This window comes from Phocaeicola sp. (genome assembly GCF_057861905.1).
Genome location: NZ_DBMACV010000036.1, coordinates 1 through 20292, shown reverse-complemented (window position 1 = coordinate 20292; position 20292 = coordinate 1). Strand labels below are relative to the sequence as shown.

The following is a 20292-nucleotide window of genomic DNA, read 5'->3' as shown; positions in this document are numbered from 1 at the left end:
ATCCTTTATTTTATATTATCTTCGAGCACAGCCTGTTCCGTCCGTGCACGAGAAGCAATCACATTCACATCGTTCAAACGCGCGAAATCAGTAAACAGTTTGATCTTCAACACATACGACAATCCATCATGACTATCTGCCATATCATCGACTACCCCAACAGGAATTCCTTCCGGGAAGACGGCACTATGTCCGCTGGTTACCACCGTATCACCCAGCGAAAATTCTGAATGTCGGGGAATATCTTTCAGCCATGCATAAAGTGAAGAACCACCGTTCCATTTCAGCGATCCGAAATAATCCGTCCGTTGAATCTTGCAACTGATACTGCTTTTGGAATTCAATACCGGCAATATAATAGCGTAATGAGCCGAAGTCTGATATACAATGCCGACTACCCCATTTCCGCTCACTACTCCCATTTCGGTACGAATACTGTCAACAGAGCCCTTATTGATTGTGATATAGTTATCCACATGTGTCACGCTGTTATTCACCACCTCAGCCGGATAGATAGAATAATCAGCCAGCACATCCGTATACATCTGTTTTTCTACATCCGTAGTGTCGCGCGTATAGTTCTTTAAAGCTTTACTCAACGATTCCACCTGCAATTCCAGTTCCACATTACGGCGTACCAGATCGCGGTTAACCTTGTGTAACCCGAAATAAGAGGTTATCTCACTTGCCACCTCATAAACGCTGCCAGCAACACGATTGGCGGAAGTAAAAAATACACTTCCCTGATAGCTGTTGAAGCGAAACAGCAAAATGAAGCTTACAATCTCCAGCAAGACGAAGAGCAACCAGTAGTCATATTTCAATAAAAAGTTCAGCAGATTTCGCATACCTACAACTTCGGAGAAGAAAAATATCAAGATTAATGCGGAGCCATTATAAAAAAGGCTCCGCAATTTTCACAAATGCCCGAAGGCACAAGTATATTTTATCTCATCAAGAATGAGAAACGATCGACATTCTTCAATGCAATACCCGTTCCTTTGGCAACACTCAACAGAGGGTCTTCTGCAATATGGAACGGAATATTGATCTTATCAGTCAGACGTTTGTCAAGTCCACGCAGCAGCGCGCCGCCACCAGCCAGATAAATACCGTTGCTTACGATATCAGCATACAGTTCTGGAGGTGTATTTTCCAATGCACTCAGGATAGCTGTTTCTATCTTAGCAATGCTCTTTTCCAGACAGTGAGCAATCTCCTGATAGCAAACCGGAACCTCCATAGGCAATGCCGTGATACGGTTTGGTCCACGTACGATATAATCTTCCGGGGCTTCCTCACCCAAATCGGTCAGAGCAGCACCTACATGAATCTTAATACGTTCGGCCATACGTTCACTGACCTTTACATTATGCTGACGGCTCATATACTCCTGAATATCGGCAGTCAGATCATCCCCGGCAATACGGATAGAGTTATTCGAAACGATACCTCCCAATGAAATGACAGCAATTTCAGTAGAACCACCACCTATATCAACAATCATGTTACCCTCGGGAGCTTCCACATCCAGTCCGATACCGATAGCAGCAGCCATCGGTTCAAAAATCAGATAGACATCACGTCCACCAGCATGCTCAGCGCTGTCGCGCACCGCTCTTAACTCAACCTCGGTAGAACCTGAAGGCACACCGATAACCATACGGAGTGAAGGAGTAAACAAGCGGCGTCCCGTATTTACCTTCTTAATTAAACCACGCATCATCTGTTCGCACGCGTTAAAGTCGGCAATCACGCCATCACGCAACGGACGAACGGTACGGATGTTTGGGTTTTCCTTTTCATACATCAGCTTGGCACGTTCGCCCACGGCAATCATCTTGTCGGTACGGCGGTCGAGTGCCACCACTGAAGGTTCATCTACCACAATCTTGTCATTGCTCAATATAATCGTATTGGCAGTTCCAAGATCCATTGCTATTTCTTGTGTAAAAGAGAATAATCCCATAATTTTCCTATTGAAGAATCTTTTTTAAATAATGAACGAAGAATCACTCTTCATTGATTATCCAGTTATTTTAGTGTTTAAAATGACGCACTCCAGTCACCACCATAGCCACACCGTGCGCATTGCAGTACTGGAATGTCAGATCGTCCTTCACCGATCCGCCCGGCTGGATAACAGCTTTGATACCTTCCTTATCGGCAAGTTCCACACAGTCGGGGAAGGGGAAGAAAGCATCACTTGCCATTACCGCTCCGTTCAGGTCGAATCCGAACGATTTAGCCTTTTCGATAGCCTGTTTCAAAGCATCCACACGCGAAGTCTGTCCTACACCGCTGGCAACCAATTGTTTGCCTTTAGCCAGTACGATAGCATTGCTCTTGCTCTGCTTTACAATCTTGTTGGCAAACAGCATATCCTCTATTTCAGCATCCGAAGGAGCCTTTTCGGAAACCTGTTTCAGGTCTTCACGAGTTTCAGTCTTCAAGTCACGATCCTGCACCAATACACCGTTCAGCAAAGAGCGGAACTGTTTTTTCGGAGTTTCAGCATCTTTGCGGACCAAGATAATGCGGTTCTTCTTCTGGGTAAGAATCTGCAAAGCATCTACATCGTAATCGGGAGCGATGATTACTTCGAAGAACAAATTGTTAATTTCTTCAGCAGTAGCACGGTCTACTACCGCATTTGTCACCAGCACACCTCCGAAAGCAGAAACAGGATCGCCAGCCAGTGCCGCACGCCATGCATCAACCAATACCGGACGAGAAGCCAGTCCGCAAGCATTGTTATGCTTCAGGATAGCGAATGTGGTTTCACCCTTGAATTCATCAATCAAGTCGACAGCCGCATTGATGTCGAGCAGATTGTTGTAAGAGATTTCCTTTCCATGAATCTGTTCAAACATCTTGTCCAGATCTCCGAAGAAAACACCTTTCTGATGAGGATTTTCACCATAGCGCAACACCTTCGGCTGTTCAGCTGCATAACGGAAAGCAGAATCTTCGCCTCCGTCGAACCATCCGAAGATAGCCGAGTCATAATGAGAAGATACGGCAAAAGCTTCCTTTGCAAACCAGCGACGTTCTTCACGTGTAGTAACGGCGCCGTTTTCTGTAATGATGTCGAGGAACGGCTTGTACTGAGCCTTGCTTGCTACGATAACAACATCATTGAAGTTCTTTGCAGCGGCACGAATCAACGAGATACCACCTATATCAATCTTTTCGATGATAGACTGAGCATCGGCTCCCGAAGCAACGGTATCTTCAAACGGATAAAGGTCGACAATCACCAGGTCAATTTCAGGAATTTCATATTTAGTCACCTGCTGACGATCCTCTTCCAGTTCGCGACGGCACAAAATACCACCGAAAACTTTCGGATGAAGTGTCTTAACACGACCGCCCAGAATAGAAGGGTATCCGGTCAGATCTTCTACTGCATGACAAGAATATCCCAAACTCTCAATAAAATGACGTGTACCGCCTGTCGACAAAAATTCTACACCTTCTTCCGCCAAACGACGAATGATCGCATCCAAACCGTCCTTGTGATATACCGATACCAAGGCCGTTTTTATTCTCTTTGACTCTGACATTGCTATAATATTTTAGTAATTACTATAATAATTCCCTGTTTAGGGCACAAAGTTACGAATTTCCAATAGATAAACATGCGAAGAAAATCTAAAAAAAACAATTTCCCCTCATAACATAGGCCCTGCGCATTTTGTAACAGAAATGTAACACGTATAACAACAGCCATCTGACAGATTTTCCATAACTTTGCCACGCTAAAAAATCATTTTTATAGTATTATATGGAAACTCTTTATTTAGGAATTGTTATTTTCCTTTTCATGCTGGCAATATTCGACCTGCTAGTAGGTGTCAGCAACGATGCAGTTAACTTCATGAATTCCGCCGTAGGTGCAAAGGTTGCCCGGTACAGAACGATTATTATCGTTGCGGCAGTCGGCGTATTCGTAGGTGCAATCATGAGCAACGGCATGATGGACATCGCCCGACATGGTATTTTCCAACCAGCCAATTTCAGTTTCTATGAAATTATGTGTATTCTGCTTGCCGTTATGGTAACGGATGTTGTGCTGCTGGATGTATTCAACACTCTCGGACTCCCTACCTCGACTACCGTATCAATGGTTTTCGAATTATTGGGAGGTACATTTATTCTTGCTATTCTGAAAATAATCGGCGACCATACCGGACTGCTTTCTCTGGGAGATATGATGAATACCGAAAAAGCATTGTCTGTCATCATGGGTATTTTCCTTTCGGTTGCCATTGCGTTCATCGCCGGAACTGTAGTACAATACATTTCCCGTCTTATCTTCAGCTTTAATTACAAGAAACATCTTTCGTGGACCATTGGCGTATTTGGTGGTATCTCTGTAACTGCACTTGCCTACTTCGTCCTGATAAAAGGATTGAAAAGTGCACCGTTTATGAGTGCCGAATCACTTGCGTGGATAGACGAAAATACAACACTGCTCGTAGCAGGATGCTTTGTTTTCTTCACTATATTGATGCAAATCCTACATTGGTGCAAGGTTAACGTATTCCGCATCATCGTATTGCTGGGTACATTCTCGCTGGCTCTTGCTTTTGCTGGAAACGACCTTGTAAACTTTATCGGTGTGCCTCTGGCTGGTTTCTCGGCTTATACCGACTATGTAGCCAACTCAAACGGTGCAGGCATACACGACTTTATGATGACCTCGCTGATGTCATCAGCCAAGACTCCGGCTATCTTCCTGCTGGCTTCGGGTATCATCATGGTTTATGCACTGGCAACCTCGAAGAAAGCGAAGAATGTAATCAAGACATCTGTCGATCTGGCTCGTCAGGAAGAGGGTGACGAGATGTTTGGTTCGTCGGCACTGGCACGTACCATCGTCCGCCGCGCGACAGCAATCAACGAATTTCTGGTTAAGGTGATTCCGGCAGGCATGCGCCGCTGGATAGACAGCCGTTTCAATAAAGACGAAGTCATTCTGGAAAACGGAGCTGCATTCGATATGGTCCGTGCAGCAGTCAACCTGGTTCTTTCCGGTTTGCTGATTATCATCGGTACAACCATGAAGCTCCCCCTTTCTACTACCTATGTAACTTTTATCGTGGCAATGGGTTCTTCACTTGCCGACCGTGCGTGGGGACGTGAAAGTGCCGTATACCGTATCACCGGAATGTTGTCGGTCATCGGCGGATGGTTCATCACTGCTTTCGTAGCCTTTACCATCTGTGCACTGGTAACTGCCATCATGTTCTACACAAGTTTCGTGGGCATGTTCATCTTTATCTGTGTAGCTGTATTCCTGCTTATCCGCAGCAACATCAAGTACAGCAAGAAAGAAAAGTCGGAACAGCAGGATGACATCTTCAAACGTATGATGGCAAGCAAAGACAAGGCAGAGATTCTGTCACTGCTCCGCCAGCATGTAAAAGGTACCCTGACAGATTATATCGCTTACACCGAACAGGCTTACATGCAAGTAACCGACGGTTTCATCAACGAAGACCTGAAGCAACTGAAAAGAGTCATGAATTCTACCGACGAGCAAAAGAAGATGTTGAAAAAACGCCGTCGTAAAGAGATTTTAGGATTGCGTCGTATTCCTATTCCAATAGCTATCGAAAAGAACACGTGGTTCCATCTGGGAAGCAACAGTTGCGAACAGATGCTTTACTGCTTGAAGCGTATCTGCGAACCTTGCAAGGAACATGTTGACAATAACTTCAACCCGATTTCGAAAGAGTGTATAACAGAATTCCTTCCGATACGCGAAGAACTCTGCCAGTTAATGGAACGTACACGTACAGCGATAGAAAACAACAACTATACCGAGGCCGATGACATTCTGGTAAAAGGTGATGCCCTGAAAAATAAGATTTCAGCTCTGCGCAAGCAGCAGATGAACCGCATGCAGGAAGCAGACAATGCCAGCCTGAAAGCCTCGATGGTTTACCTGAACATCCTTCAGGAAACACAGGAGTTGGTCAGCATCTGGCGTCACCTGCTCCGTGCCAGCCGTTTCTTCCAGGGAGATTATGTTCCTCAGGAAGCGCAGATGCTTAGTCTGGCAGAATAAGGCATTGAGCACAAGTACCCAAGATATTTCAACATAAATTTGTACAAAAACAAAAATTTTTTGTACAAAAAATAAAAAGATGTCAGCACGTTTTTTTTCCAAATGTGCTGACATCTTTTTTATATTCCCGCGACAACAGCTATTCTTCAGCCGATAACAGATGCAAAGGAACTTCCGACAGATAAAGTCGACCTTCCCAAAAAACAAAAACAATATCCCGAAATGCCACGTCTTTTTTGTACCTTTGCAGACAAAACACATTCCGTATGAAAAAAACAATCATTTTATTCACCCTGATTCTCTGCTGCATGACCGCATGCACCGGAAGTCAAAAAAAAGAAAATTCTATGACAACAGGAAACGAAACACTTGTATGCTTGGAAACGACGATGGGAAATATTACCGTAAAGCTGTATGACGAAACGCCTAAACACCGTGACAATTTCATCAAGCTGGTGAAAGAAGGTGTATACGACAGCACACTTTTCCACCGCGTAATCAAAAACTTTATGATTCAGGCTGGAGACCCCCAGAGTAAGACAGCAAGCGATACGACTTCCAACTTGGGTTATACAGATATAGGCTATACCCTGCCGGCAGAAATCAATCCGAAATTTTTCCACAAAAGAGGGGTACTTGCTGCAGCACGACAAGGCGATGATGTCAATCCCAAAAGAGAATCGTCAGGCAGCCAGTTTTATATTGTTACTGGAAAAAAATACTCCGAAGCTCAGATGATCAACATGGAAAACCAGTTGAACGAGGCAAGACTCGACACAGTATTCCAGGCACTGGCACGCAAACACATGAAAGAAATCTATAAAATGCGTAAAGCCAACGACATGGAAGGTCTGATGGCACTGCAAGACAGCCTCGAAGCACAGGCACGTACCGAAGTGAAGAAAGAACCGGCGCTGAAGTTTACCCGTGAACAGATAGAGGCCTATACCACAGTAGGCGGAGCTCCACATCTGGACGGCAGCTATACGATTTTTGGAGAAGTGGTAGACGGAATGGATGTAGTAGCACGCATCGAAGCAGTAAAGACGAACCGTAGCGACCGTCCTGAAAAGGATGTACGCATACTGAAGGCTTCTGTAATAGAGAAATCGGACAAAGAATGATACAAGTAAACCATTATACATTGCCCAACGGGCTGCGTATCGTGCACAATGAGGACAACTCTACCCAAATGGTTGCCCTCAATTTGTTGTACGATGTAGGAGCACGCGACGAAGATCCGGAGCACACCGGCTTTGCTCATCTGTTCGAACACCTGATGTTCGGCGGATCGGTGAATATTCCCGACTACGACACTCCGGTACAGAATGCCGGCGGCGAGAACAACGCATGGACCAATAACGATATAACCAATTACTACATTACACTGCCCTATCAGAACGTGGAAACAGGATTCTGGTTGGAAAGTGACCGGATGCTGAGCCTCGACTTCAGCCCGCAAAGTCTGGAAGTACAGCGTCAGGTAGTCATCGAAGAATTCAAACAGCGCAATCTGAACCAGCCTTACGGCGACGCGTCACACTTGTTGCGCGAAATGGCTTACCAGACTCACCCGTACCGCTGGCCGACTATCGGAAAGGAAATCAGTCATATTGCCAATGCTACACTGGACGAAGTCAAGAGTTTTTTCTACCGTTTTTATGCTCCGAACAATGCTATTCTGGCTGTTACCGGACACATCTCCTTCGACGAAACAGTCCGTCTGGCAGAAAAATGGTTCGGTCCGATACCGGCACGCGAGATTCCTAAGCGCCAGTTGCCTGCCGAAAGTCCTCAGACAGCCATCCGCCGCCGCAGTGTAGAACGAAGAGTGCCGGTGGATGCCTTGTATATGGCTTTCCACATGTGCAACCGTTACCATCGTGAATATCACGTGTTCGACATCATCACCGACCTGCTGTCGAACGGACGTTCATCACGTTTCATACAGACACTGGTACAAGAGAAAAAACTCTTTACCTCCATCGATGCCTACATTTCGGGAAGCCTCGACGAAGGGCTGCTGCACATTACGGGCAAACCGGCATCGGGCGTCACACTGGAACAGGCAGAAGAAGCCGTATGGCAGGAACTCGATAAGTTGAAAACGGTTCCGGTAACGGAAGATGAACTGGAGAAGGTAAAGAACCGCTACGAAAGTGAACAGATTTTCAATAACATCAATTACCTGAACGTAGCGACAAACCTGGCATTCTTCGAGTTGCTGGGACGTGCAGAGGACATAAATCTGGAAGTCGGGAAATACCGTTCGGTTACGGTCGGACAGATACAGGATACGGCACGCCGGACATTTGTACCCGAAAACTGTAACATTCTATACTATAAAGCAATCAAATGAGTCAGTCACATTACCGCGCATTATTGTCACTGGGACTTCCGATTGTCATCGGACAAATAGGAGTCATCGTACTGGGATTTGCCGATACGCTGATGATTGGTCACCATAGCACTACGGAACTGGCTGCTGCCAGCTTCGTAAACAATATGTTTAACCTTGCCATCATTTTCAGTACAGGCTTTGCCTATGGACTGACTCCTGTAGTAGGCAGCCTGTTCGGGCAGCATAAAGTGAGCGAAGTAGGAAGAACCCTCAAGAACAGTCTGGCGGCCAACACCTTACTGGCAGTCATCGTATGCGTGGTAATGACAATGCTTTATCTGAACCTTGACCACATGGGACAGCCAGTCGAGCTGATACCTCACATGCGGCCTTACTTCATGGTGTTGCTGGTTTCCCTGCCTTTCGTCTTATGGTTCAACGGATTCAAGCAATTTTCCGACGGCATCACCGATACCAAGGTTTCGATGTGGATTTTGCTAAGCGGCAATATTCTGAATATCATCGGCAACTACATTCTTATTTATGGTAAGCTTGGTATGCCCGAACTGGGATTACTGGGTGCCGGTATCTCCACGCTGGTATCACGTATCCTTATGGTAATAGCCTATCTGGTCTTATTTTTCGGAACCCGCCGCTACCTGTCTTTCCGGGAAGGCTTTCGCCGGGGAAGAATCAACAAGTCCGACTTTAATCTATTGAACAGCTTGGGCTGGCCCATTGCCGCACAGATGGGCATGGAAACGGCTTCTTTCAGCCTGAGTGCCATTATGGTGGGTTGGCTGGGAAGTGCAGAACTTGCCAGCTATCAGATTATGATTGCTGTATCACAAATCTGCTTCATGATGTATTATGGCATGGGAGCTGCCGTTTCGGTCCGTATCAGCAACTTCCTCGGACAGGGAGATATAGGAAACGTAAGGCGTACGGCAAACGTAGGTTTCCACATCATTCTGATTATGATTGTCTGCACTTCCATTCCTATTTACCTGCTGCGCAATCACTTGGGCGGATGGTTTACCGATGACGCAACTGTAGCTGCCATGGTGGCTCAGGTCATCATCCCGTTCCTCCTCTATCAGTTCGGCGACGGATTGCAAATCAATTTCGCCAATTCTCTGAGAGGCATCGCCGATGTACGGCTGATGATGCTGTTCTCGTTTATCGCTTATTTTATCATATCACTGCCTTTGGGATATTTATTCGGCTTTGTCTTCGACTGGGGAATAACCGGCATATGGATGGCTTTCCCGTTCGGACTGACCAGCGCCGGTATCATGTATTACCTCAGGTTCAGGTATAAAACCGGGAAAGGAGTCTGATTATGTTTTCCACTTCTACTAAAATTGCCTTCGGATATATATTACTTATCTGTCTGCTCTTCGGGGCTATCGGATACATCTACCAGCAAATGACGCTGCTTACAACTCCTACGGGACTGGAAGAAACTATCAGTACCCGGCGGAAAACGACGCACCAGATTGTGACGCAACTGTACGAAGCGGAAATTATCGGACAGACCTTGCGTATCGGGCGCCTGAATGAATACCCCAAATACAAAAAAGCAATGAAGGAAGCCAGCGCCCTTATTGATTCACTCCAGCAACTTCTGACCGATACGCTGCAACAAATGCGTCTGGATACCGTACGCTCGCTGGTACGCAACAAAGAGCAGAACATGATACTGGTACTCGAAGCCATGCGGCAAAGTCCGACTGACGAACTGTATCGCCAGCAACTGGACAGCCTGATCATGCAGCAAGATTCCATACTGGGCAGCACACATGTGCGGCGACGTGTCGTTACACATCATAATTCTTATACCATTCATCACAAACCTAAAAAGTTTTTCAGGCGACTGGCCGATGTATTCTCGCCCGGCAAGCCCGATTCCACACAGGTAGACAACATCATACAAGAGGAGTATACCGATACGATAGACGAAGCTTACAACCCGGTAGATACCATTGCCACAATGCTGACTTCCATACAGCACAAGGTCTTTCAGACAAGACAAGAAAGCCAGCGTACCCTCGACGCGCGAATCAACCAGTTACGTATTGCGGGAGGAAGGGTCAGCCAGCGGGTCAACCAGTTGCTGGAAACAATAGAAGATGACGAACAAAAGGCTATGGAAGGCCGAATCGAACACGAACAAAATATCCGGCAGCAGGCGGCATGGACCATGGCAACCATCGCCATCCTTGCGGTTCTGCTGGTACTGATATTCTTTACCATCATCTGGCGGGACATTACACGCAGCAACCATTACCGCAAAGAGCTGGAGAAGGCTAAGCTGTATGCCGAAAACTTACTCGTAGCACGAGAAAAACTGATGCTGACCATCACGCACGACATAAAGGCTCCAGCCGGTTCCATCATAGGATATATTGATTTATTAATCAGACTGGTGCAGGACAGACGGCAACAGTTCTACCTGCATAACATGAGAAGTTCGGCACATCATTTGCTGGATTTGGTTACTTCATTGCTGGATTATCATCGGCTGGAAGCCGGAAAAATGGATATCCACCCGGTCACGTTCAATCCCCATGAACTATTCGAAAGCATTTATACCAGTTTTCTACCCAGTTCCGAAAAGAAAGGACTTTCTCTTAACCTGAAAGAGCATATATCGCATACCCTCAATCTGGAAGGAGATCCGTTCCGCATACGGCAGATTGCAGAAAACCTGATATCGAATGCACTGAAGTTTACTGCCGAAGGTAGTATCACCATAGAAATAGATTATGGACAGAACCGATTCAGATTCAGTGTGAAAGATACTGGATGCGGAATGAACTTACAAGAGCAGCAGCGTGTGTTCCAAGCATTCACACGCTTAAGGAGTGCTCAGGGACAGGAAGGTTTCGGACTGGGATTATCCATAACCAAGAAGTTGGTAGAACTGCTTAACGGAGAGATTTCAATCGAGAGCATTCCGGGAAAAGGGAGTACATTTCAGGTAATATTGTACCTTCCTAAGGTAACCAAAGCTCCTGTTCCTCAGGAAAAGACATTGCCCGACGATAAAAAGCAATGGCGTATTCTGCTGATAGACGATGACCGTATTCAACGAAATCTGACGGAAGTGATGATTTACGACTTGTTCAATCATACGAAACATGGTATTCCTCCCGTCATAAAAAGTTGTGAACAGCCCGAAGAGCTGTTTAAACTGATAGCTTCCGAGCCTTTCGACGTAGTGCTGACCGACATACAAATGCCAGCCATGAACGGTTTCGAACTGCTTCAAAAGCTACGCAGCCTCGACGTACCGCAGGCAAAGACAATCCCCGTAATAGCCATTACCGCCCGAAGCGATATGGATGAAACGGACTTTCAGGCCAAAGGTTTTTCCGGTTGCCTGCATAAGCCGTTCAACCAAGATGAATTGCTTAAGATTTTCAAGACTCATACATCGGCAGACTGGAAAGAAGTCCCTTCTCGGGAAGAAAACAGGTACATGCCTGCAACAGCCTGCAACAGATACAATTTTTCTCCCCTGACAGCTTTTTCAGGAGATGATCCGGAAGCGGCACACGAGATTTTGGAAACCTTCATCGGAGAAAGTTCCAAAAATTACGAACGGATGAAACAGGCTTTGGAAACCGGGAATATGGAAGATTTGTGTGCTGTAGCTCATAAAATGCTTCCCACATTTACCATGATCGAAGCTAAAAAAGCTGTTCCGGCATTGCAATGGCTGGAATTTCACCGGGGAAAAACGGAAATGACTGATGAAGCAAGAGAACAGGCTGACACTGCACTGGCTTGCATTGCCGATGTAATAGAGCAGGCACGTAAGGCTATAAACGGTGATAAAGAAGACTAATGCACACTTCCCGATATCCAAAGAAAACTTAGAAAAAGAGCCTGTTCGTCACCACATTTCGAAAAATTCGAACAGGCTCTAAAATACAATAGCGAAAAAACACTATCTTTGTATAAATATTGCCTTGATATACATGGAAAATAAACCAAAGAATGAAATGCCATTCCGATAATCGCATGGCGATATCTGGAGCTAAATGCAGACAAGAATCCATCGAAAAGAACAAGGCGTTTTTAAATAGTAAACATACCGGATAAAGAAAATTATATGGTTCCGTCTATTCTAATAATTGAAGATGATTTGACTTTTTCTACCATGCTGAAAACATGGCTGGGGAAAAAAGGGTTTGAAGTTGATACGGCAAGCAGCAGCTCACGAGCCAAGAAGCAACTCTCGGCACGTTCTTATGACCTTATTCTGTCCGACTTGCGTTTGCCCGATCAGGACGGAATCCATTTGCTTGCATGGCTTCGCAGCCAGTCGTGTACCACTCCTTTTATTATCATGACAAGCTATGCAGAAATCCAGACAGCCGTACAGGCCATCAAACAAGGAGCAAGCGATTATATCGCCAAACCGGTGCAGCCTGATGAACTGCTGAAAAAAATAAAAGAAGCCATACAAAAACCGGAACAGGAAATGGCGGCTGCCGAAGTACAACTGGAAAAGACAGCTCCACAAAGCTTTCTGGAGGGAGAAAGTGAAGCTGCACATCAGTTATTCAGCTATGTACGTCTGGTAGCTCCTACTCAGATGTCTGTTCTGATAAACGGAGCAAGCGGTACGGGAAAAGAATATGTAGCACACCGAATACACGAACTAAGCAAACGAAGTGGCAAACCTTTTATTGCCATCGACTGCGGCTCGATTCCTAAGGATCTGGCTGCTTCCGAATTTTTCGGTCATATAAAAGGCTCATTTACCGGCGCCCTGAACGATAAAGTAGGTGCTTTCGAAGAAGCGAACGGTGGAACATTGTTCCTCGATGAAATAGGTAACCTGAGTTACGAGGTACAGGTACAACTGTTGCGTGCCTTGCAAGAACGGCGCATTCGCCGTATTGGTTCAACAAAGGAAATAGAAGTTGACGTACGACTTATTAGTGCAACGAACGAAAACTTGACGGAAGCAATAGCCAAAGGCAACTTCCGCGAGGACTTGTATCACCGTATCAATGAATTTACTCTGCGTATGCCCGACCTGAAAGAACGCCCTGAGGATATTCTGCTCTTTGCCAATTTCTTCCTGGATCAGGCCAACCGTGAACTGGAACGCGATTTGATTGGTTTCGATGCTGCTGCCAGCGAGGCACTTCAGCGCTATTCATGGCCCGGTAATCTCCGCCAGTTAAAAAATATCGTGAAACGTGCTACCTTACTGGCACGGGGAGAGTTTATCACGGTACACGATCTGGGGGATGAAATTCTTTTCCAACCGTCGACTCACCAGCCAGCCTCATCGTTTGTCCTACATGATGAAGAAGTAGAGAAACAGCGTATCTTGAATGCTTTGCAGCAGACAGGTAACAATAAGACCAAGGCTGCGCTTCTGCTTGGCATCGACCGTAAGACATTATACAATAAAATGAAATTGTATAATATAGGATAAGTTCAATACAAAGCCGTTATATACAAAGGCAAATATGATAAAAGTGTGGAATAATTCCACAACACTCCCCACTCATTCCACACTTTCCACACTTTAACAAAAAGCTCCGTTTCTTCAACTATAAGAAATACAGCAAGTTACAGACAGCACACAGTTTGGCACGCCGATTGCAATATATAATAGAGAGAATTGATAAACACACACTCCATACAACATAAAAGAGGCAGAAACTAAACTATAAACCCAACCCCATAAAAAACAAAAGAGAGAAAGTTGCGTTTCATCCCCCTGAAATGCAACCATCTAAAAAAATGAAGATGCCTATGTGTTTTTTAAAGAACGGGAACGCTGTGAAGCGTTTCCGTTTTTTCTTTTAATCAGTCCATTTCAAAGCCATTCCACAAATTACCCGAAGGTACAGGTGCCGTAACGTCTATCAACTCTTTCGACACCGGATGGATAAAACGAATCCGCCGTGCATACAGACAAATGCTTCCGTCAGGATTGGAACGAGGAAAGCCATACTTCAAATCGCCTTTGATAGGACATCCCATTTTTGCCAACTGACAGCGAATCTGATGATGTCGTCCTGTTTTCAAATCTACCTCCAGCAAATAATAATTCTGCGAATGCCCTATCAGCCTGTAGTCGAGAACAGCCTTCTTTGAGTCTTTCACCTCCTTATCGTAAGCATACGATTTATTCTGTTTTTCATTACGCACCAGATAGTTGACCAGTTCACCTTCTTCGGCAGGGGGACATTGCTTTACGATGGCCCAATAAGTCTTCTTCACTTCACTGTTACGGAACATATCGTTCAGACGGCTCAATGCCTTGCTGGTTTTGGCAAATACAACCAGTCCGCTTACCGGACGGTCCAGACGATGTGTCACACCCAGAAACACATTACCGGGCTTTGCATACTTCTCCTTGAGATACTGTTTTACAGTTTCAGACAATGGAACATCTCCCGTCTTATCACCCTGTACAATCTCGGATGCCGTTTTATTTACTATTATAATATGGTTGTCTTCGTATACTACGGTCATAATACCCTGAAATAAAAAGATGAAGAATGAAGAACATGTGCAGCATCATATGCCAGCACGAAGATTCCCCATCCTTCATCCCCGATTATTTACTATTTATCTATTACATATTCATACCACCGTCTACCTGGATAACCTGTCCTGATACATAAGCAGACAAGTCAGAAGCCAGGAACAAAGCGATGTTTGCAACGTCTTCCGGAGTACCACCACGACGCAAAGGAATCTTCTTAGCCCATTCAGCTTTCACCTCGTCAGACAATTTAGCTGTCATGTCTGTAATGATGAAACCCGGAGCGATAGCGTTTGCACGAATACCACGAGAGCCAAGTTCCTGAGCAATAGATTTAGCCAGACCAATCAGACCTGCCTTTGAAGCAGAATAGTTGCACTGACCAGCGTTTCCATGTACACCTACAACAGAAGCCATGTTGATAATGTTACCACTCTTCTGACGCATCATAATAGGTGTGCAGGCATGGATAAAGTTGAAAGCCGATTTCAAGTTTACATTGATAACAGCGTCCCACTGTCCTTCACTCATACGCATCATCAATCCGTCTTTAGTAATTCCGGCATTGTTTACCAAAATATCGATCGTACCGAAATCTTCTTTAATTTGTTCTACAACCTTTGCTGTATCTTCAAAGCTGGCAGCGTTCGAAGCATAACCTTTTACCTTTACGCCCAATGCAGCGATTTCAGCTTCTGTATTCTTTCCGTTTTCGTCAATTACCAAGTCTGTGAACGCAATATTTGCACCTTCTGAAGCAAATTTCATTGCGATAGCCTTACCGATACCACGAGCAGCACCGGTTACGATAGCTGTTTTTCCTGTTAATAATCCCATGTTTTTTTATATTTAAAAGATTAAACTTATTTTTCCTTCTGGCAGCCCAATGCTCCATATACAATCTTCGATACATATCGCCAGCCTGTTTCATCGTCAAGGTCCTCCCCTATCTGACCGCGAATGTACGGAACTTCAATTCCCTTAATGCTATAATGTAGAATATCCGCCGTAATCTCCACATTGTCAATATCGAATACACCCTGCTCCTTTCCTTCCCTCAACACCTCACGAAACAACTTAATTTCATTGTTGTCGAAGTATTTTCTCATCGCCTCTACACGCCAGATGTCACGAAAGAAATCAGCCCGGAGAGTCCCATTGCGGTAAACTGCCATCTTTATGATGTCCAAATGAGTAGTAATCAGCTCTAAAATCTTTTTATCGGGTACAGTCGGCTTCCTGGCAACCTTATCCATTGTATCCGAAAGCATCTTGAGTTCCGACTCTACCACAGCCATATAAATCTGATCCTTATTTTTAAAATAAGTATAGAGCGTACGACGCCCTTTCTTAGAAGCCATGGCAATGTCGTTCATCGTCGTAGCCTCTACACCTTTTTTGGCAAACAACTGCCGGGCAACGTCTACCAATTTAGCTCTGGTCTTCAGTACAGTCATTCTAACTCTCCTATTGCACAATCTATGTATATTGTGAGCAAAATTACTGTTTTTCTTTTATCTACACAAATTCGGGGTATATTTTCCGTCACGAAGATGAAGAGTTTATGAAAAAACAGTTACGAACTACAAATCACAATATGTTAACCTTCATAAGCTCAACAAGAATCTGTCGTATTTTTAGGAAAAAATTAAACATACACACAGCAAAAAGGTAAAATTTACGTATACATCTGACTTTTTTCAATAGAAAAGCAGCAAATTAGTCAAATATTTCACTAAATAATTTGTCTTTTTAAAATAAAGTCCTTACCTTTGCACCGCAATTAAGAAATAACATCGCGGAGTGGAGCAGTTGGTAGCTCGTTGGGCTCATAACCCAAAGGTCGTCTGTTCGAGTCAGGCCTCCGCAACTAAAACGGAGCTTCAAGCTTCAAAATAAACCAAAAGAAATAACATCGCGGAGTGGAGCAGTTGGTAGCTCGTTGGGCTCATAACCCAAAGGTCGTCTGTTCGAGTCAGGCCTCCGCAACCAGAAAAGAGAAGTATTACTTCTCTTTTTTTTATTTCCCTTTTCCAATATACCCTAAATGGGGTATTGCTATTCCACCCACAATCTGTTAACTTTGCCAATGAAGCAACTAAAACCAAGCGCTTATGGCAAAAATCTACAAAAGCCTCACCGAACTGATTGGAAATACTCCGCTATTGGAACTGGAGCATTTAAGCAAAACTTACGAGGCAAAAGCACATCTTATCGCCAAACTGGAATTCTTTAATCCCGGAGGAAGTGTAAAAGACCGTATCGCTCTCGCCATGATAGAAGATGCCGAACAAAAAGGTATCCTGCATCCGGGAGCTGTAATCATTGAACCTACCAGCGGCAATACCGGTGTAGGACTGGCATGGGTAGCCTCAGTAAAAGGCTATAAAGCTATCCTTACCATGCCTGAAACCATGAGTCTGGAAAGGCAAAATCTTCTGAGAGCCATGGGAGCACAGCTGGTTCTCACACCCGGCAACGAAGGCATGAGCGGAGCCATAAGAAAGGCCGAGGAACTTCGTGACCAGATTCCGGGAGCCGTCATTCTACAGCAGTTTGAAAATCCAGCCAACCCCCGAGCACACAGCCTGACCACCGCCAAGGAAATCTGGCAAGACACCGACGGAAAAGTAGATGTATTCATCGCCGGAGTAGGCACAGGTGGAACACTGAGCGGAGTAGGTGAAGGACTGAAGTCATACAACCCTCAGATTGAAATCATCGCAGTAGAGCCTGACACCTCAGCTGTCCTTTCAGGCGACAAACCGGGTATGCACAAAATACAAGGTATAGGCGCAGGCTTTATCCCGAAAACTTATCACCCGGAAGTCGTAGACAAAGTAATACGCGTAAAAGACGACGACGCTATCCGAACAGGAAGAGAACTGTCTTTACAAGAAGGATTACTGGTAGGCATCTCATCGGGAGCAGCGACATACGCCGCACTACAATTAGCACGTATGCCTGAATACAAAGACAAAAATATTGTCGTATTGTTACCCGACACCGGAGAGCGCTATCTGTCGACTGTACTTTACGCTTTCGAAGAATATCCTCTTTAAGCCATAAAATCAGCCAACATACAAAATCATTACAACTATGGACATCAAAAAACTTCATTTCGAAACACTTCAACTACACGTGGGACAAGAACAAGCAGATCCAACAACCGACGCACGTGCTGTCCCTATTTATCAGACTACATCGTACGTATTTCACAACTCCGCCCATGCTGCAGCACGCTTTGCGCTGCAGGACCCGGGCAATATCTACGGACGTCTTTCCAACCCCACACAAGACGTTTTCGAGAAACGTATGGCCTCACTCGAAGGAGGTATTGCAGCTCTTGCTGTAGCATCGGGAGCCGCTGCCATTACATATGCATTTCAAAATATCACCCGAGCCGGTGACCATATCGTTGCCGCCAATACGATTTACGGAGGAACATACAACCTACTGGCCCATACTCTTCCCGCTTCGGGAGTGAATACAACTTTTGTCGACCCGAGCCGTGTAGAAAACTTCGAAGAAGCCTTGCAGGAAAATACCAAACTGATTTTTATAGAAACACTGGGGAATCCCAACTCGAATGTAACCGACATAGAGGCTATTGCACAAATAGCACACGCTCATCAGATTCCTCTGATAATAGACAATACTTTCGGTACTCCTTATCTGATTCGCCCGATAGAACATGGAGCAGACATCGTCGTGCATTCGGCAACCAAATTTATCGGCGGACATGGAACAAGTCTTGGAGGGGTTATTATTGATTCTGGCAAATTCGACTGGAAAGCCTCGGGAAAATTTCCACAACTGACAGAACCAGACCCCTGTTATCACGGCATACGATTTACCGATGTTGCCGGAAACGCCGCCTACATTATCCGCATCCGTGCTATTCTACTACGCGATACCGGGGCCGCAATCAGCCCTTTTAATGCTTTTCTGTTGCTGCAAGGACTGGAAACGCTTTCTCTTCGCGTGGAACGCCATGTAGCCAATGCTTTAAAAATAGTGGAATTCCTGAACAAGCACCCTAAAGTAGAAGCTGTACATCATCCGTCACTACCCGACCACCCCGATCATCTCCTCTACAAGCGCTATTTCCCGCAAGGAGGAGGCTCCATCTTTACAATTGACATTAAGGGAGGAATAGGAGAAGCTCAACGGTTTATAGACAATTTGCAAATATTCTCACTGCTGGCAAATGTGGCCGATATGAAATCACTGGTTATTCACCCTGCTACTACAACCCATTCACAGCTGAATGAAAAAGAGCTGGAGGAGCAGCAGATCAAACCAGGCACCGTCCGCCTGTCTATCGGAACAGAGCATGTGGACGACCTGATTGCCGACCTGAAACAGGCGCTCGATAAAATATAACCAAGATTTTCATTACAACCATCAAACACCTCAAAACAGAAGTTAAAAATTAATATTCTATAGTCTAAAGTATTCAACACAAAAAAAATCCCTCTGTATTATCCTTGATTTATGTATTGCGAGGATAAAATACAGAGGGATTTTTACAAACCCACCATATGGTTATTTTATAATGGAGTAATTCACTTCTTTCTTTTCAGTATCAGATACAATATTCTGCCACATTAACTATCCCCGCACGCAAAGCATAACGGATAGCTTCCTGTGCGTTGTTTACATTTAGTTTCCGGAAAATGTTTTTACGATGCGTCATAATAGTATACACACTCAGAAAACGTTCGGCTGCAATTTCTTTCGTACTCTTACCTAAAGCAAGCGAACGAAGTATCTCTTTTTCTGTAGCAGTCAACTGAGGAATCCCCGCAGACACCCGCCTCTCTTCAGTATACAACCAGCTTTTTACTTTTGCACACACAAACTGTTTCCCCTGCTCTGCACTTTTCATACAAGCAAGCAGCTCAGATAAATCAGAATCCTTCAGCAACAGACTAAACTGTACGGTTCCTAAAACCATCCGGCGTACAAAATCTTCACTCAAAGCCTCACTGAAAAGAATAAAGACCGATGCAGGAAAACGCTCTTTCAATACCCACAACTGATCGGCCGTACAATCGAACAATGTATAATCAATAACCACAATGGCATCCGGGAAAGAAGCCAGCAGAAGAGACAAATCATGCAGACACCCCGCTTCCTTTATAGAAGAAGCAGTTCTTCCATTCTCAACGGCCAAAAACTTTATTCCTAACCGTGTCACCACCTGATTGTCTGCCAGAATTAAAGACTTCATACATTTATGTCAATTATTTTAGTAGATGACAAAAAAATAAAATTCTATTGTTAAGTATTTAATTATCAATAGATTATATTTGCAAAAGTCCCTGAAAGTCAGTAACTTTAAAGAAA

15 protein-coding genes and 2 tRNA genes are annotated in these 20292 nt (G+C 44.8%); 10 read left to right on the top strand and 7 right to left on the bottom strand.

The window, feature by feature from the left end; translation table 11 throughout:
* Positions 1-5: 5 nt before the first annotated feature.
* From mreC to purH, 3 genes are all read right to left on the bottom strand, one after another.
* Positions 6-848 carry a rod shape-determining protein MreC gene (gene mreC, locus ACZM60_RS08485; RefSeq protein WP_021970128.1) on the bottom strand — a complete coding sequence of 281 codons (843 nt, stop codon included), beginning with the start codon at positions 846-848 and terminating at the stop codon, positions 6-8.
* Positions 849-946: 98 nt separating this feature from the next.
* Positions 947-1969: a rod shape-determining protein gene (locus ACZM60_RS08480; protein ID WP_021970129.1), complete on the bottom strand. Its 1023-nt coding sequence runs from the start codon at positions 1967-1969 to the stop codon at positions 947-949.
* A 70-nt stretch (positions 1970-2039) separates the two neighbouring features.
* Positions 2040-3566, bottom strand: coding sequence for a bifunctional phosphoribosylaminoimidazolecarboxamide formyltransferase/IMP cyclohydrolase (purH, locus tag ACZM60_RS08475; protein ID WP_021970130.1), 1527 nt, complete (start codon positions 3564-3566; stop codon positions 2040-2042).
* A 221-nt stretch (positions 3567-3787) separates the two neighbouring features.
* Between purH and ACZM60_RS08470 the strand changes: the two genes are divergently transcribed.
* The 6 genes from ACZM60_RS08470 (at position 3788) to ACZM60_RS08445 (ending at position 13878) form a co-directional block, all read left to right on the top strand.
* On the top strand, positions 3788-6076 hold the full coding sequence (locus tag ACZM60_RS08470) for an inorganic phosphate transporter (RefSeq protein WP_021970132.1): 2289 nt from the start codon (positions 3788-3790) through the stop codon (positions 6074-6076).
* 266 nt (positions 6077-6342) lie between these two features.
* A complete protein-coding gene (locus ACZM60_RS08465) occupies positions 6343-7200 on the top strand; it encodes a peptidylprolyl isomerase (RefSeq protein WP_418585979.1) in 858 nt (285 codons plus the stop codon).
* Entirely contained in the window at positions 7197-8435 is a 1239-nt protein-coding gene (locus ACZM60_RS08460) for a M16 family metallopeptidase (RefSeq protein WP_340319844.1), read from the top strand. The genes ACZM60_RS08465 and ACZM60_RS08460 overlap by 4 nt, the downstream gene beginning before the upstream one ends.
* A complete protein-coding gene (locus ACZM60_RS08455; RefSeq protein WP_489521276.1) occupies positions 8432-9757 on the top strand; it encodes an MATE family efflux transporter in 1326 nt (441 codons plus the stop codon). The genes ACZM60_RS08460 and ACZM60_RS08455 overlap by 4 nt, the downstream gene beginning before the upstream one ends.
* Positions 9758-9759: 2 nt before the next feature.
* Positions 9760-12270 carry an ATP-binding protein gene (locus tag ACZM60_RS08450; RefSeq protein ID WP_489521275.1) on the top strand — a complete coding sequence of 837 codons (2511 nt, stop codon included), beginning with the start codon at positions 9760-9762 and terminating at the stop codon, positions 12268-12270.
* Between the two features lie 267 nt (positions 12271-12537).
* Positions 12538-13878, top strand: a complete 1341-nt coding sequence (locus tag ACZM60_RS08445; protein WP_340319847.1) for a sigma-54-dependent transcriptional regulator — start codon at positions 12538-12540, stop codon at positions 13876-13878.
* A 377-nt stretch (positions 13879-14255) separates the two neighbouring features.
* Here the strand turns inward: ACZM60_RS08445 and ACZM60_RS08440 are convergent, their stop codons facing one another.
* From ACZM60_RS08440 to ACZM60_RS08430, 3 genes are all read right to left on the bottom strand, one after another.
* A complete protein-coding gene (locus ACZM60_RS08440; protein WP_489521274.1) occupies positions 14256-14927 on the bottom strand; it encodes an RluA family pseudouridine synthase in 672 nt (223 codons plus the stop codon).
* A gap of 103 nt (positions 14928-15030) precedes the next feature.
* The gene (gene fabG, locus ACZM60_RS08435) at positions 15031-15777 is read right to left on the bottom strand and encodes a 3-oxoacyl-[acyl-carrier-protein] reductase (protein ID WP_021970139.1); all 747 of its coding nucleotides are present in this window, start codon (positions 15775-15777) and stop codon (positions 15031-15033) included.
* 26 nt (positions 15778-15803) lie between these two features.
* Positions 15804-16397: a TetR/AcrR family transcriptional regulator gene (locus ACZM60_RS08430; protein WP_489521273.1), complete on the bottom strand. Its 594-nt coding sequence runs from the start codon at positions 16395-16397 to the stop codon at positions 15804-15806.
* A gap of 340 nt (positions 16398-16737) precedes the next feature.
* On the opposite strand from ACZM60_RS08430, the gene ACZM60_RS08425 reads away from it, so the two are divergent.
* From ACZM60_RS08425 to ACZM60_RS08410, 4 genes are all read left to right on the top strand, one after another.
* Positions 16738-16810, top strand: a tRNA-Met gene (locus ACZM60_RS08425).
* Positions 16811-16856: 46 nt separating this feature from the next.
* Positions 16857-16932: transfer RNA gene (locus ACZM60_RS08420), tRNA-Met, on the top strand.
* Positions 16933-17054: 122 nt separating this feature from the next.
* Complete coding sequence (gene cysK / locus ACZM60_RS08415; RefSeq protein WP_489521272.1) at positions 17055-18002, top strand: cysteine synthase A; 948 nt, start codon at positions 17055-17057, stop codon at positions 18000-18002.
* A gap of 37 nt (positions 18003-18039) precedes the next feature.
* A complete protein-coding gene (locus tag ACZM60_RS08410; protein WP_489521271.1) occupies positions 18040-19326 on the top strand; it encodes an O-acetylhomoserine aminocarboxypropyltransferase/cysteine synthase family protein in 1287 nt (428 codons plus the stop codon).
* Positions 19327-19528: 202 nt separating this feature from the next.
* Here the strand turns inward: ACZM60_RS08410 and ACZM60_RS08405 are convergent, their stop codons facing one another.
* On the bottom strand, positions 19529-20176 hold the full coding sequence (locus ACZM60_RS08405; protein WP_340319851.1) for a response regulator transcription factor: 648 nt from the start codon (positions 20174-20176) through the stop codon (positions 19529-19531).
* Between the last annotated feature and the right edge of the window lie 116 nt (positions 20177-20292).